The organism is Halomonas eurihalina, assembly GCF_008274785.1.
Classification (GTDB): domain Bacteria; phylum Pseudomonadota; class Gammaproteobacteria; order Pseudomonadales; family Halomonadaceae; genus Halomonas; species Halomonas eurihalina.
The window spans coordinates 399,530-412,700 of sequence record NZ_VTPU01000001.1; the positions used below are offsets into that span (position 1 = coordinate 399,530).

Genomic DNA, 13,171 nt, shown 5'->3' on the forward strand with positions numbered 1-13,171 from the left:
CGAGGGCGCTGTAAACCCATCCATGGGCGCTACTTTTGCCATCCATGGCAAAAGACCCTCGCTTCACCTTGTCCCCGACCTCCGGCTCCCTCAGGCCCGCAAGTCCTGGCCACCGCCTGTCTCCTGAACAACCAGGATTTCCAGAACAACCAAGGAGCTCTCCCATGACCACCGCCACCGCCGAAGACCTGACCACCTCCAACGACTGGCAGCCCCTGTGCACCAGGGACGACCTGGTCGCCCACTCCGGCATCGCCGCCCGCATCGAGCCCCGTGACGGCCCCGCCCAGGTGGCGATCTTCTACCTGCCCGGCCACGCCCCGGAACTCTATGCCATCGACCATCACGACCCCTTTTCCGGCGCCAACGTCATCGCCCGGGGCATCGTCGGCGACGTGGCGGGCGAGCCAGTCGTGGCCTCGCCGCTCTACAAGCAGCACTTCAGGTTGCGCGACGGGCAGTGCATCGAAGACGAGCAAGTGAAACTGCGCACCTGGCGCGTCGCCCTGCGCAACGGGCACGTCATGGTGCAAGTCTGACACCGCGGCCTCGCCAACCGGCGGGGCCGTTTCGTTGGCGCTTCCGTGGAGGCCTTCTACTTGCAGACTTGACGATATGGTCCATGCTAAGAAGGCACTGACGGCAATGCCAACGTTGCACCCTAGGCATCATCCAATGTCCAACGTCATAGAAAGGAGGCAAGCACATCACACGATCAGGGAGACACGTCACGCCTTGTCATAGATCTGACATTTTGCGCTGACAGTGTCGACATCGAGGCGTCATGTTGGTGACGCCGATCCGGTGACAATCAGGAGAGCTGCGCCGATGGTACGCATCGACAAGAAAGCCACCCGGCTTTACGTGCTGGACACCAATGTCCTGATCCACGACCCCGCCGCCCTCTACCAGTTCGATGAGCACGAAGTGGTGATCCCGATGACCGTGCTCGAGGAGTTGGACAAACACAAGAACGGCATCCGCGAGATCGCTCGCACCGCCCGGCAAGTCAGCCGAACCCTGTCGGACCTCACCGCCAACGTCGATATCGGCCAGATTCGCGACGGCATTCCCATTCCTCGTCTCACCGGCCCCGAAGGCCGTCTCCGCCTACTCTGCTACAACGACCTCAAGCCCCTCGACCCGCTCGAGGACAGTCCCGACAACCGGCTGCTCACCGAAACCTGCCGGCTGCGCGACGAACGCCCCGACGCCTCGGTCGTGCTGGTCACCAAGGACATCAACCTGAGGGTCAAGGCGGCGGCGCTCGGCGTGCCGGTGGAGGACTACCTCACCGATCGCGCCTTCGACGACAGCGACGCCATGATCAGTGGCGCGCATATCTACCCCGAGGCCGGCCACGACGGCAGTGGTCTTTGGGAAGGCTTGCGTGCCGACGTCAAGGTCGACCGTGAAGAAGACCGCGTGGTCTATCGCCTCAACGGCGAGATCCCGGAGGACTGGCACCTGGGCATGCTGGTCTCGGACAGCGACAACGGCGCCAGCTTCGAGGCTGTGGTGCGTGAAGTGAGCCCCCGGAACGCCCAGCTCGAGCTGCTCACCGACTATCGCCACGGTGCCAGCGTGTGGGGCGTCCACGCCCACGACAGCCGGCAGAACTTCACGCTCAATCTGCTAATGGACGACGACATCGACCTGGTCACCATCGCCGGCAGCGCCGGTACCGGCAAGACCTTCATGACGCTCGCCGCCGCCTTCCAGCAGACGCTGGACACCAAGCGCTTCGAGCGAGTGGTGTTCACCCGGGCGCCGATCTCGATGAGCGAGGATATCGGCTACCTGCCCGGTACCGAGGAAGAGAAGATGTCGCCCTGGATGGGCGCCTTCCATGACAACATGGACAACCTGCTGCGCGACGAGCACGACGGCAGTACCACCTGGAACCAGGAGGCCACCCGTCAACTGCTCGGCTCGCGGGTGCAGATTCGCGCCCCGGGCTTCATGCGCGGCCGCACCCTCAACGACACCTTCCTGATCATCGACGAGGCACAGAACTTCACGCCCAAGCAGCTCAAGTCACTGATCACCCGCGCCGGGCGCAACACCAAGATTGTCTGCCTGGGTAACGTGGGGCAGATCGATACGCCTTATCTCACCGCCAACACCTGCGGCATGGCCGCCGTGGTGCAGCACTTCCGCGACTGGGCCCATGCCGGCCACGTCACCCTGATGAGCGTCGAGCGCTCGCGCCTGGCACTCGCCGGCGAGGAACTGCTCTAACCGCGATCAGCCATCGCGCCTTCAACGCAAGGGGCCGGCGTCCAGACGCCGGCCCCTTGTTCATCTCGCAGCCCCAGCATCCCCGCGCGAACGGCGATCGCCCTCCAGACTGGCGAAGCGAATAGCACGACTCAGACGCCGCGATTCACCGCCTTCTCGATCAACGCTTCGCTGTCGCTGCCCGGCCCCTGCTCCAACACCGTGCAGGCCTCGTGATAAAGACAGACAAAACGCTGGCAGGATGCACAGTGCACCTGGTCATCAGGATTCTTGACGCTCGACACTCGCATTAGATGGCTGCCGCAACTCGGGCAGGCCACGGGTAAACGTAAATCTTCCGATAACGCCATGTACCTCTCCTCCTTGCCGGTTCAGGCTAGTGCCAGTCACCCCGCCCCATGTCGCCAGGGCCTCCGATAGACCTTACCGGGCCGGGGTGCGTTCGCCAAGTCACCCATCAAGCGAGCCGGGCGGACAGCCAGCGACCGATATCGGCGACCTGCTGCGGGCAGACGGCATGGGCCATGGGGTATTGCCGGTATTCGACCGGATATCCCATGGCGCGCAGGCGGTCGTGGGCTGCACGCCCCAGCGACTCGGGCACCACGGGATCGAGGTTGCCGTGATGCACCTCGATGGGCAGGTCACGGTTGGCCTCGGCGTACTCGAGGCTGTCGGCGGTGGCGAGATAGGTCGACATGGCCAGCAACCCGCCCAAGCGCTGCGGAAAGCTCAAGGCCGCATGGTAGGCCACCGCGCCCCCCTGGGAAAAGCCGGCGACGATGATACGCTCGGGGGCGATGCCATGCTCGATCTGCTCGTCGATCAAGCCCTGGAGGCGCTCGGCGGATGCCTTGAGTTGGGTCTCGTCGACCTGACGATCCAGGCTCATCTCGGTGATGTCGTACCAGGCGGGCATCACCATGCCGCCATTGACCGTCACCGGCAGACGAGGCGCATGGGGCAGAATGAAGCGCACGCTGGCCTCGGCGGGCAACTCCAGGGCCGGTACCAGGGGCTCGAAGTCGTGGCCATCAGCGCCCAGGCCATGCAGGATGAAAACGCAGGCATCGGCAACCTTGCCGTTGGCCGGTTCGATGATCAACTCGTCAGGTGCGCTCATGGCGACATCATCTCCACAGACAAAAGCCACACCCTAGCGTAACGGCGGCAGCGAATAAATCGCGGCCAGGTATCGAGTGCGGTTTTCCTTCTCCCAAACGAAAGCGGGGCCCGCTTTCGCGGGCCCCGCCAACCAACCACCTGGAAGGTGGTTTATCCTGCATCAGGACAATCGACGATCAGTCGACGACCTTGATGTTGGACGCCTGCAGGCCTTTCTTGCCCTGAGTGACGTCGAAGGAGACCTTCTGGCCGTCCTGCAGAGATTTGAAGCCTTCAGCTTGAATCTCGGAGAAGTGAGCGAACAGGTCGTCACCGTTGTCGTCCGGAGAGATGAAGCCAAAGCCTTTAGTGTCGTTGAACCACTTGACGGTACCGGTAGCCATTTTTCGAATTCCTCGAATAGCATTGATTTGCCGGGAAATACCCGAGTTGCAGTGGGTAAAACAAGAAACGTTTCACCGGGAAATCGATGCCTGAGCGTTTCGATGACCACTTGCGATGTTCGACTTGCTAACCTACTGCCAACTAGCATGCACCTGTGCAGAGTGCAGGTCAAACACTATTTGCCCTATATGACGAGATCATGACGTTTCGGCAAGAATCCAGCCGGCCGCCTTCTCGGCGATCATCAGGGTCGGCGAGTTGGTGTTGCCGCTGGTGATGGTCGGCATCACGCTGGCGTCCACCACCCGGAGTCCCGACACGCCACGCACCCTGAGGTGCGAGTCGACCACCGCGGCAGGGTCATCGGCACGCCCCATGGCGGCCGTTCCTACAGGATGAAAGATGGTCGTGCCAATATCGCCGGCCAGGCGCGCCAGTTCCTCGTCGGTCTGATAGCACTCGCCCGGCTTGATCTCCTCCGGCCGATACTTGGCGAAGGCCGACTGGTCGACGATGCGCCGAGTGACCCGCAACGAATCCGCCGCGACCCGTCGATCCTGCTCGGTAGCCAGGTAATTCGGCGAAATGAGCGGCGCCAGGGAAGGGTCTCGACCAGCAATGCGCACCTGGCCCCGGCTGGTCGGATTGAGATTGCACACGCTGGCGGTGATCGCCGGGAAGTCGTGCAGCGGTTGCCCGAACGCCTCCAGGCTCAGCGGTTGCACGTGATATTCGAGGTTGGCATGTGGCTGACCAGGGTCGCTGCGCGTGAAGGCGCCAAGCTGGGAGGGCGCCATGCTCATCGGCCCGGAACGCCGCAGCAGGTATTCCAGGGCGATGCGTGCCTTGCCGAGCCAGGAGCCGGCGCGGGTGTTCAGGGTATCGGCACCGTCGACGCGATATATCGAACGAAGCTGCAGATGATCCTGCAGGTTCTCGCCCACGCCCGGCAGATCGGCAATCAGCGGAATGCCGTGCCTGGCGAGCAGCTCGGCCGGGCCGATGCCCGACAGCTGCAGCAGTTGCGGTGAGCCGATGGCGCCGGCACACAACACCACTTCCCGCGCCGCTTCCGCCTCGACGATCTCACCGCCCCGCCGCACACGCACACCGACGCAACGCGGCCGCTCGGACTCGTCCTCATCGAACCCCAGGCGCTGTACCTGGCTCGAGTGCCACAGGGTCAGGTTGTCGCGCCCTTCGATACCGCGCAGGAAGGCCTTGGCGGTATTCCATCGCCAACCGCCACGTTGGTTGACCTCGAAATAATCCACACCCTCGTTGTCACCGCGATTGAAGTCATCGATGCGGGGAATCCCGGCCTGCTCGGCGGCCAGGGCAAAATCGTCGAGCACCGGCCAGTGCAACCGCTGACGCTCCACCCGCCATTCGCCGCCGTGGCCGTGAAAGTCACGGTGTGCGGCATCGGCGCCGGCCTCGTCATCGAGCCGATGATGATCCTCGTGGCGCATGAAATCGGGCAAGCAGTTCGCCCAGCGCCAGGCGTCGTCGCCGGTCACCTCCGCCCAGTGATCGTAATCCCGGGCCTGGCCGCGCATGTAGATCATGCCGTTGATGCTGGAGCAGCCTCCCAGCGTCTTGCCACGCGGATAGACAAGCCGCCGACCGTTGAGCCCGGGCGACGGCTCAGTGCGAAAACGCCAGTCGGTACGCGGATTGTCGATGCAGTAGAGATAACCGACGGGAATGTGAATCCAGGGGTAGGTATCGCGCCCGCCCGCCTCGATCAACAGCACGCGCCGCTCACCATCCTCGGTCAGGCGCTTGGCGAGCAGGCAACCGGCGGTGCCGGCGCCGACGATGATGGTGTCGAAACGATGACGCTGCGTCATGACGCTGCTCTCCCAACCGGACGATGACTGCCTGACACGCTAGCGCTCGGCGGTACTGATTGACAGTCGACCTTCCGCGACATGCAATAGCCGGACCCTCATCGCAAGGAGAGCGTATCCATGTATCGCCTGCCGAGCCGCTACGGCGCCTATGCCATCAGCCTCGCCGGCCTCGTCGTTTGTCTGCTGGGCCTGGCCTTGCTCCATGCCTGGCCCTGGGGGCTCGGTGTTCTGGCCTTCGGCCTGCTGGCCGCCCTGGGCACTCACGACCTGCTCCAGCATCACCACACCGTCAGCCGGAACTACCCCATCCTGGCCCACCTGCGCTATTGGCTGGAATCCATCGGCCCCGAGATCCGCCAGTACTTCATCCAGTCGGACACCGAAGAGCGCCCTTTCTCCCGGGAGCAGCGCAGCCTGGTCTACCGACGCGCCAAGAACACCATCGACAAGCAACCGTTCGGTTCCCAGCGCGACATGCAGGCCCCGGGCTACGAGTGGATGAATCACTCCCTGGCGCCGACACGTATCGAGGATCATGACTTCCGGGTCGTCATCGGCGCCGACCGGCCCCGTCCCTACGCCGCCAGCATCTTCAACATCTCGGCAATGAGCTTCGGCGCGCTCTCGGCCAACGCCATCCGCGCCTTGAACGAAGGCGCGCGGGACGGCGGCTTCTATCACGACACCGGCGAAGGCGGCCTGTCGCCCTATCATCGCCAGGGTGGCGACCTCGTCTGGGAACTCGGCTCCGGCTACTTCGGTTGCCGCGACGCCGAGGGTCGTTTCGATCCCGAGCGCTTCGCCGAGACCGCCGGTCTCGAGGCGGTGAAGATGATCGAGATCAAGCTCTCCCAGGGCGCCAAGCCCGGTCATGGCGGCGTGCTGCCCGGCCCCAAGGTGACACCCGAGATCGCCGCGACCCGCGGCGTGCCGGAAGGGCTCGACGTGATATCGCCGGCGGGCCACAGCGCCTTCGGCACACCACGCGAGATGATCGCCTTCATCCAGCGGCTGCGCGAGCTTTCCGGCGGCAAGCCGGTAGGCATCAAGCTGGCCATCGGCCATCCCTGGGAATGGTTCGCCATGGTCAAGGCCATGCGCGAGGAAGGCGACCATCCGGACTTCGTGGTGGTGGATGGCGGCCAGGGCGGCACCGGCGCCGCGCCCCTGGAATTCGTCAACCGCCTCGGCATGCCGCTCACCGAGGCCCTGCTGCTGGTGCACAACACCCTGGTCGGTGCCGGCCTGCGCGACAAGGTCCGCGTGGGCGCCGCCGGCAAGGTCATCAGCGCCTTCGACATCGCCCGCACCATGGCGCTCGGCGCCGACTGGTGCAACGCCGCGCGGGGTTACATGTTTGCCCTGGGCTGCATCCAGGCCCAGAGCTGCCACACCGACCGCTGCCCGAGCGGCGTGGCGACCCAGAACCCGCAGCGCGGCGGCCGGCTGGACGTGCCCCTCAAGGCCGAGCGTGTACGGCACTTCCATGCCAACACCCTGAAGGCACTGGCCGAAATGCTGGCTGCCGCCGGTCTCAACCATCCCGAGGAGCTGGGCCCCGAGCATGTGATTCGCCGGATCTCCCGTCACGAGGTGCGAAGCTTCGCCACCCTGTTCGACTTCGTGCCACCGAACGAATTGCTCACGGGCGGCGCTTCGCGCCATCCAGTCTTCCGCGACTACTGGGACCTGGCCGATCCCGACAGTTTTGCCCCGCCGCTCAGCGAACGGCAGCTACGCCAGAGCAAACTGGTATAGCAACGCCTCACCGAGCGCGTATTACCCCTGATGCTGAATACGACGATTGCAGATCATGAAAAAACGGCAGGCGCGATGCCTGCCGTTTTTCTGTGGCGTGCTGGAATAACGTGCTGGAATAAAGAGCGTCAAGCAACGACTCAGTCGCGCTCCACACCGGTCACGCCATCCTGCCCCTGACGCGTGGTGATCTCGAGCTCGCGACCGTCCTGACCGCGCCCTTCGATCTCGATGTAGCCCGCTTCATTGATCTGCAAGCTCTCGAACTCCGTCATGCCCTCGGCGCCCGCGGCCGCGAAGGCCTGACGCACATCGTCTGCGCTCATGCCCCAGGCACTGGTGACCAGACGCTTGCGCTCTTCGCGCAGGACATCGTCACTGTTCAGGGAAAGCCGGGCGTCGGCGTACCACTCGTCGTCCAGCCAGCCTTCAACCTCGATGGCATCGCGCCCCTTGGCCTCGATCTCCTCGATGTGGGTGAAACCGAAGGCCTGGGCCCGCTCGAGCACCGCGTCGACGCGGTCCAGGCCAAGGCTACCGTCGGCCTGGGCACTGCCGGCAACCAGGGTCAGGGCAGTGGCGGATGCGATCATCAGGGTCTTGAATGTCATGGCAACGTCCTCTCTGTTGGTTCAATCATCGTGACGACAAGGACATTATCAGCGTCTACCTTGCCGAGAGCTGACAGCTCCGTTCATGCTGCGTTCATGTCATGACTGGCAATCTCTGGGCCATGATGATCACGCGCGCGTTTTCCATTGTTTACCAACACCGAGCACTTCGCCGCTTGTACCGCACATCGTGTGGTGCTCTGCTGTGCATCGCACTCTCGGCACCGGCCCTGGGCGACGAGCACTGGCAACGCCTGCACGACGATGTGCGCCGTGGCGAGCTGGTCGAGCTGCCGGTGATCCTCGACTGGCTTCAAGCGCACTACGCCGGCGAGATACTGGAAGTCGAAATCGAACGCGACGACAGCCCGCCGACCTACGAGATCGAGATGCTGGGCCCCCAGGGCCAAGTGGTAGAATTCGAGTTCGATGCCGGCAATGGTGAACTGATCGGCATGGAAGGCGTGAACATCAATGCCATGAGGAAGGCGCAATGAAGGTCTTGCTGGTAGAGGACGATGAGCCGCTCGCCGAGGCGCTGAGTGCAGTACTGGCCGAGGCCGGCGTGCTGATCGAGGCAACCGCCAGCGGCACCGAGGCCGACTTTCTGGTACAGACCGAACGCTATGACGCCGTCATCCTCGATCTGGGGCTGCCCGACGGCGACGGCACCCGCTGGCTGGCCCAGTGGCGGGAGGCGGGCATCGATCTGCCCGTGCTGGTGCTCACCGCACGCGAACGCTGGGCGGATAAGGCCGCCGGTTTCTCCGCCGGCGCCGACGATTATGTCACCAAGCCCTTCGAGACCGCCGAGGTGCTGTTTCGACTGCGAGCCCTGGTGCGCCGCAGCCACGGCCACGCCCATCCAGTACTGCGCGTCGGCGATCTGGCCCTGGACACCCACACCGGCAGCGTGACGCTCGCCGGCCGCCCGATCAGCCTGACTTCCCAGGAATCCCGGCTGCTGGCTTACCTGGTGCACACCGCTCCTCGGGTGGTCAGCCGCGCCGAACTCGCCGAGCACGTCTACGATCGCGACCACGAACCGGATTCCAACGTCATCGACGTGCAGATCAGCCGACTGCGCCGCAAGCTCGGCAGCCAACGCATCGAGACGTTGCGTGGCCAGGGATACCGGCTGATCGACCTCGACGAGGCTTCATGAGCCGGCGCTGGCGCGATAGCCTGGCCCGAGCCTCGGTCGCCACTCGCCTGCTGCTGGGCGCACTGCTGCTCATCGGCCTGTTGTTGCCGCTCGCCGGCCTGGGTCTGGCCCATCACTTTCGCGACTCGGTTACCACCGTCTTCGACGAGCGTCTCGAGTCCCTGCTCAATGTGGTGATCGCCGGCGTCCGCTTTGATGAGGTCGAGCAGCGGCTGGTCCACGAACGCACCCTGGACGACCCGCGCTTCCGTCAGGTTTTCTCGGGCTGGTACTGGCAGGTCAGCGATGGCGACTCACAAATCCTGACCTCGCGCTCGCTATGGGACCAACGCCTGCCGCTCGAGGACGGCCCCTCGCCCCACGACCTCGTTGGCCCCCGGGACACACCGCTGCGCATCGTCTCCCGCGACATTCGAATCGCGCCATTGGCCACACCGCTACGGGTCAGCGTGGCGGCCCCGAGCCACGTCATCGATCTCGAAGCATCACGTTTCAATCGCCTGCTGGGCCTTTCGCTGGCGGCGATCGGCCTGCTGGTATTGCTCGGCCTGGCAGTACAGATCCGCTGGGGCCTGGCGCCCCTGCGTCGCCTGCGCAACGACCTCCGGGCCGTGGAGAACGGCGACGCCGAACGGCTCGGCACCCAACTGCCTGCCGAACTGGCCAGGCTGGCCGGCGCCATGAACGCCGTCCTCGAGCGTGACCGGCGCCGCCTCGAACGCGCCCGCCATGCCGCCGGCAACCTCGCCCATGCGCTGAAGACTCCGGTCAGCGTGCTGACCACCCTGGCCGACGGCTTTCCCGAGGACTCGCGGCGTCGGCTCAAGGGCGAGCTGACCCGTATCGACGACGCGGTACGCCACCATCTCGCCCGCGCCTCGGCCGCCGGCGACGGCCCCCTGAACCGACCGATTCGCTGCCTCGATACTCTCCAGCCGGTGCTGGAGGGCCTGACGCGCCTGGCCGAGCGGCGCGGCCTGCGTCTGGAGCACGACCTTCCCGAGTCGCTGACCATGCGCCTGGACCCGCAGGACCTGCAGGAAGTGGTCGGCAACCTGCTGGACAACGCCCTGCGCTGGGCCGAGCAGCGCGTGCGCCTGAGTGGCGGCACCGATGCCCGTGGCGCCTGGCTGCTGGTCGAGGACGATGGTCCCGGCATGAGCGAGGCCGACTGCCAGGCCGCCCTGGCGCGAGGCGCGAAGCTCGACGAACAGCGCTCCGGCAGCGGGCTCGGGCTGGCCATCGTCAACGACCTGGTCACCCTGCACGATGGCAGCCTGACACTCGAACGAGCCGACCTGGGCGGCCTCTCGGCCAGGGTATGGCTGCCTGATCGCCCTTGGTAAGAATCCGGGCTCCGCAGCATACGTACATGACGAATTAAGCACATGACAAATGATGCTTTGCCATCCGGTATCGCCGCTGGCAGAATCTCTCGTCCTTTATCGTGAAAATCATTTCTGCAAATGAAATCGTATCTTTCCAAGATGCGTGGATCCCGCGCGTCCCGACGTGATATCGACTGGCACGATGCCGCCTGGTCCTGGCTTGGCGCCTTCGTCGGCATGGGAGCCGTGACCATGCTCGGCGAACGCTGGCTCACCGAGCAGCTACTCGTCGTCGGCTCGTTCGGCGCAACCTCCGTGCTGCTGTATGCCGCACCGGAGAGCCCCTTCGCCCAGCCCCGCAACGTGTTGCTCGGCAGCCTTCTCTCGGCACTGGTCGGCGTCGCCTGCTTCGAGTGGTTCGGCGCCACGGCCCTGGCCGTGGCACTGGCCGTCTCGCTATCGGTCCTGGTGATGCAACTCACCCACAGCGTGCATCCTCCCGGTGCCGCTGCCGCCTTGATCGCGGTCATCGGCGGCAGCGACGTGCACGCCCTGGGCTGGTGGTTCCCGGTCATTCCGATCGCGCTCGGCTGCAGTGTCATGCTCATCGTCGCCATGCTGGTCAACAACCTCGCCCGCCATCGACGCTATCCTCGTTACTGGTAGCCCCGTCGATCGTGAATTCCACGACGCTCCATCGTGATATCCTTGTACTCACGGGTGCCTTCAAGGGTCGCCCGGTGACGGCGACAAGAAGGGATTCACGACATGACGACAGCGGCAGACGCCTCCCAGCCCCTACCTTCCGTACTGGCCGGCCCTCTGCTGAGGCGCCTGTCGAGCGAACGACTACTATTCTGGCTGGTGGGCAGCCGCCCCCTCGAGCTGCAGCTGATCCTGCAGCCCGATGGCCAGCCCCCACGTCGCCTGGCGCTCAACGACAAGCGGGTGCGCTGCCTGCCACTGGGGCGTCATGCCTATCTGCACCTGATCGATGTCTCTCTGGGCACGCCCCTGCCCCAGGACGTGCGCATCGATTACGACCTGCGCCTGCCCGACGAAGGCGGCATCGCCGACTGGGCGCCTCACCTGCTCCATGAAGGCGCCCGGCGCCCCGGCTTCGTTCTCGCCTCCACCCAGCGCCGGCTGCTCCATGGCTCCTGTCGACGCCCGCACCATGACGGGCCGGACGGCCTGGCACGCGCCGACGCCTGGCTAGCCGAACGGCGCGACGACACCCGACAATGGCCCGCCTGGCTGTTGATGACCGGCGATCAGGTCTACGCCGACGATGTGGCCGGCCCCATGCTGGTGGCGATCCACCAGTTGATCCAGCGCCTGGGGCTGTTCGACGAACCACTGGACGGCGCCACCGTCACCGATAGCCGTGCCCTATATACCACCGACACTGCCTACTACCGTCGCGACTCCCTGCTGCCGGATGCCACCGAGAGCGGCGAGCTGCGCAAGCGCTTCTTCGGCGGTGCGAAGAAACCGATCTTCACTTCGGCCAATGCCTACAACCACCTGATCAGCTTCGGCGAGATCATCGCCATGTATCTGCTCACCTGGTCACCCACGCCCTGGCGCCTGGTGGAGGTGACGCGGCCCGCCCTCGACGAAGCCAACGCCGAGATCTTCGACAACGAACTCGGCATCATCGAACGTTTCGTCGACGAGCTGCCCGCCGCGGCACGCCTGATGGCTCACCTGCCGACCCTGATGATCTTCGATGACCACGACGTCACCGACGACTGGAACCTGACCGCCGCCTGGGAAGAGACTGCCTACGGCCACCCCTTCTCGCGGCGCATCATCGGCAATGCCCTGATGGGCTACCTGCTTTGCCAAGGCTGGGGCAACGACCCGGACCGTCTGGCCGGGCCCATGCAGGAGGTCACGACACTGCTCGAAACCGCCGCGCGCGAAGACGGCTGGCTGCCCGCCGAGCCGCACGACGCTTTCCTGCGCTATCTGCAGCGTTTCGAGGGTTGGGAATACCAGGTGCCCGGCACTCCCAAGCTCGTGGTGCTGGATACCCGCACGCGCCGCTGGCGCAGCGAGCGCAAGCTCGGACGCCCTTCCGGGCTCATGGACTGGGAAGCGCTCTCCGAACTGCAGCAGCAGATCCTCGATGCTCCTTCGGTGGTGATCGTCTCGCCGACGCCGATGTTTGGCGTCAAGCTCATCGAGGTGGTGCAGAAACTCTTCACCCTGGCCGGCAAGCCATTGCTGGTGGACGCCGAGAACTGGATGGCCCATCGCGGCGCGGCCAGCGTGATGCTCAACATCTTCCGCCACTCGCGCACGCCCGGCCACTACGTGGTGCTCTCCGGCGATGTGCATTATTCCTTCGCCTACGATATCCATATCCGCCACCGGCGGCATGGCTCGCGAATCTGGCAGATCACCTCCAGCGGCGTGAAGAACGCCTTCCCCGACACCCTGCTGGATGCCTTCGATCGGGCCAATCGCTGGCTCTATGCTCCGCGCTCGCCGCTCAACTGGCTCACCAAGCGGCGCCCCATGCGCATTCGCCCGCGCGACCCGGATCGCGCCAAGGCCGGCGAACGACTGTGGAACGGCCCCGGCATCGGCCTGGTCGTGCTGGACGAACAGGGCCGTCCCGAGGACATCCGTGAACTCGATGCCCGAGGCTTCGACGTGGTCTTTCCGCCGCCCCGGGGCGACGCATAGCGCCAG

General features: G+C 65.0%; 13 protein-coding genes. 8 read left to right on the forward strand and 5 right to left on the reverse strand.

Annotated features, from left to right (window positions below; translation table 11 throughout):
• The first annotated feature begins 164 nt into the window (after positions 1-164).
• Together nirD and FZZ93_RS02030 are read left to right on the forward strand one after the other, a co-directional pair.
• The gene (gene nirD / locus FZZ93_RS02025) at positions 165-539 is read left to right on the forward strand and encodes a nitrite reductase small subunit NirD (RefSeq protein ID WP_149320655.1); all 375 of its coding nucleotides are present in this window, start codon (positions 165-167) and stop codon (positions 537-539) included.
• A 289-nt stretch (positions 540-828) separates the two neighbouring features.
• Positions 829-2,241, forward strand: a complete 1,413-nt coding sequence (locus FZZ93_RS02030) for a PhoH family protein (protein WP_149320656.1) — start codon at positions 829-831, stop codon at positions 2,239-2,241.
• Between the two features lie 131 nt (positions 2,242-2,372).
• On the opposite strand, the gene FZZ93_RS02035 is transcribed toward FZZ93_RS02030, so the two are convergent.
• From FZZ93_RS02035 to FZZ93_RS02050, 4 genes are all read right to left on the reverse strand, one after another.
• Positions 2,373-2,591: a hypothetical protein gene (locus FZZ93_RS02035; protein WP_149320657.1), complete on the reverse strand. Its 219-nt coding sequence runs from the start codon at positions 2,589-2,591 to the stop codon at positions 2,373-2,375.
• Between the two features lie 107 nt (positions 2,592-2,698).
• Positions 2,699-3,364 carry an alpha/beta hydrolase gene (locus FZZ93_RS02040; protein ID WP_149320658.1) on the reverse strand — a complete coding sequence of 222 codons (666 nt, stop codon included), beginning with the start codon at positions 3,362-3,364 and terminating at the stop codon, positions 2,699-2,701.
• A 178-nt stretch (positions 3,365-3,542) separates the two neighbouring features.
• On the reverse strand, positions 3,543-3,749 hold the full coding sequence (locus FZZ93_RS02045) for a cold-shock protein (protein ID WP_013332996.1): 207 nt from the start codon (positions 3,747-3,749) through the stop codon (positions 3,543-3,545).
• A gap of 198 nt (positions 3,750-3,947) precedes the next feature.
• Positions 3,948-5,603, reverse strand: a complete 1,656-nt coding sequence (locus FZZ93_RS02050; protein ID WP_149320659.1) for a GMC family oxidoreductase — start codon at positions 5,601-5,603, stop codon at positions 3,948-3,950.
• Between the two features lie 120 nt (positions 5,604-5,723).
• Between FZZ93_RS02050 and FZZ93_RS02055 the strand changes: the two genes are divergently transcribed.
• Entirely contained in the window at positions 5,724-7,364 is a 1,641-nt protein-coding gene (locus FZZ93_RS02055; protein ID WP_149320660.1) for an FMN-binding glutamate synthase family protein, read from the forward strand.
• Positions 7,365-7,504: 140 nt separating this feature from the next.
• Here FZZ93_RS02055 and FZZ93_RS02060 read toward each other — a convergent pair whose 3' ends face one another.
• On the reverse strand, positions 7,505-7,975 hold the full coding sequence (locus tag FZZ93_RS02060; RefSeq protein WP_149320661.1) for a PepSY domain-containing protein: 471 nt from the start codon (positions 7,973-7,975) through the stop codon (positions 7,505-7,507).
• A gap of 176 nt (positions 7,976-8,151) precedes the next feature.
• Between FZZ93_RS02060 and FZZ93_RS02065 the strand changes: the two genes are divergently transcribed.
• From FZZ93_RS02065 to FZZ93_RS02085, 5 genes are all read left to right on the forward strand, one after another.
• Positions 8,152-8,472 carry a PepSY domain-containing protein gene (locus tag FZZ93_RS02065; protein ID WP_246146057.1) on the forward strand — a complete coding sequence of 107 codons (321 nt, stop codon included), beginning with the start codon at positions 8,152-8,154 and terminating at the stop codon, positions 8,470-8,472.
• Positions 8,469-9,140 (forward strand): winged helix-turn-helix domain-containing protein, encoded by a 672-nt coding sequence (locus tag FZZ93_RS02070; protein ID WP_149320663.1) that lies wholly within the window; start codon positions 8,469-8,471, stop codon positions 9,138-9,140. The genes FZZ93_RS02065 and FZZ93_RS02070 overlap by 4 nt, the downstream gene beginning before the upstream one ends.
• The gene (locus FZZ93_RS02075; protein ID WP_149320664.1) at positions 9,137-10,486 is read left to right on the forward strand and encodes a sensor histidine kinase; all 1,350 of its coding nucleotides are present in this window, start codon (positions 9,137-9,139) and stop codon (positions 10,484-10,486) included. The genes FZZ93_RS02070 and FZZ93_RS02075 overlap by 4 nt, the downstream gene beginning before the upstream one ends.
• 120 nt (positions 10,487-10,606) lie before the next feature.
• Complete coding sequence (locus tag FZZ93_RS02080; RefSeq protein WP_149320665.1) at positions 10,607-11,134, forward strand: HPP family protein; 528 nt, start codon at positions 10,607-10,609, stop codon at positions 11,132-11,134.
• Positions 11,135-11,236: 102 nt separating this feature from the next.
• The gene (locus tag FZZ93_RS02085; protein ID WP_149320666.1) at positions 11,237-13,165 is read left to right on the forward strand and encodes a metallophosphoesterase family protein; all 1,929 of its coding nucleotides are present in this window, start codon (positions 11,237-11,239) and stop codon (positions 13,163-13,165) included.
• Positions 13,166-13,171 lie beyond the last annotated feature (6 nt).

What these genes read in the sequence shown, in the direction of transcription:
- FZZ93_RS02075 (WP_149320664.1), top strand. Translation starts at nt 9,137, where the DNA reads ATGAGCCGGCGCTGGCGCGATAGCCTGGCCCGAGCCTCGGTCGCCACT.
- FZZ93_RS02085 (WP_149320666.1), top strand. Translation starts at nt 11,237, where the DNA reads ATGACGACAGCGGCAGACGCCTCCCAGCCCCTACCTTCCGTACTGGCC.
- FZZ93_RS02045 (WP_013332996.1), bottom strand. Translation starts at nt 3,749, where the DNA reads ATGGCTACCGGTACCGTCAAGTGGTTCAACGACACTAAAGGCTTTGGC.
- FZZ93_RS02060 (WP_149320661.1), bottom strand. Translation starts at nt 7,975, where the DNA reads ATGACATTCAAGACCCTGATGATCGCATCCGCCACTGCCCTGACCCTG.
- FZZ93_RS02050 (WP_149320659.1), bottom strand. Translation starts at nt 5,603, where the DNA reads ATGACGCAGCGTCATCGTTTCGACACCATCATCGTCGGCGCCGGCACC.
- FZZ93_RS02040 (WP_149320658.1), bottom strand. Translation starts at nt 3,364, where the DNA reads ATGAGCGCACCTGACGAGTTGATCATCGAACCGGCCAACGGCAAGGTT.
- FZZ93_RS02070 (WP_149320663.1), top strand. Translation starts at nt 8,469, where the DNA reads ATGAAGGTCTTGCTGGTAGAGGACGATGAGCCGCTCGCCGAGGCGCTG.
- FZZ93_RS02035 (WP_149320657.1), bottom strand. Translation starts at nt 2,591, where the DNA reads ATGGCGTTATCGGAAGATTTACGTTTACCCGTGGCCTGCCCGAGTTGC.
- FZZ93_RS02080 (WP_149320665.1), top strand. Translation starts at nt 10,607, where the DNA reads ATGAAATCGTATCTTTCCAAGATGCGTGGATCCCGCGCGTCCCGACGT.
- FZZ93_RS02030 (WP_149320656.1), top strand. Translation starts at nt 829, where the DNA reads ATGGTACGCATCGACAAGAAAGCCACCCGGCTTTACGTGCTGGACACC.
- FZZ93_RS02055 (WP_149320660.1), top strand. Translation starts at nt 5,724, where the DNA reads ATGTATCGCCTGCCGAGCCGCTACGGCGCCTATGCCATCAGCCTCGCC.
- nirD (WP_149320655.1), top strand. Translation starts at nt 165, where the DNA reads ATGACCACCGCCACCGCCGAAGACCTGACCACCTCCAACGACTGGCAG.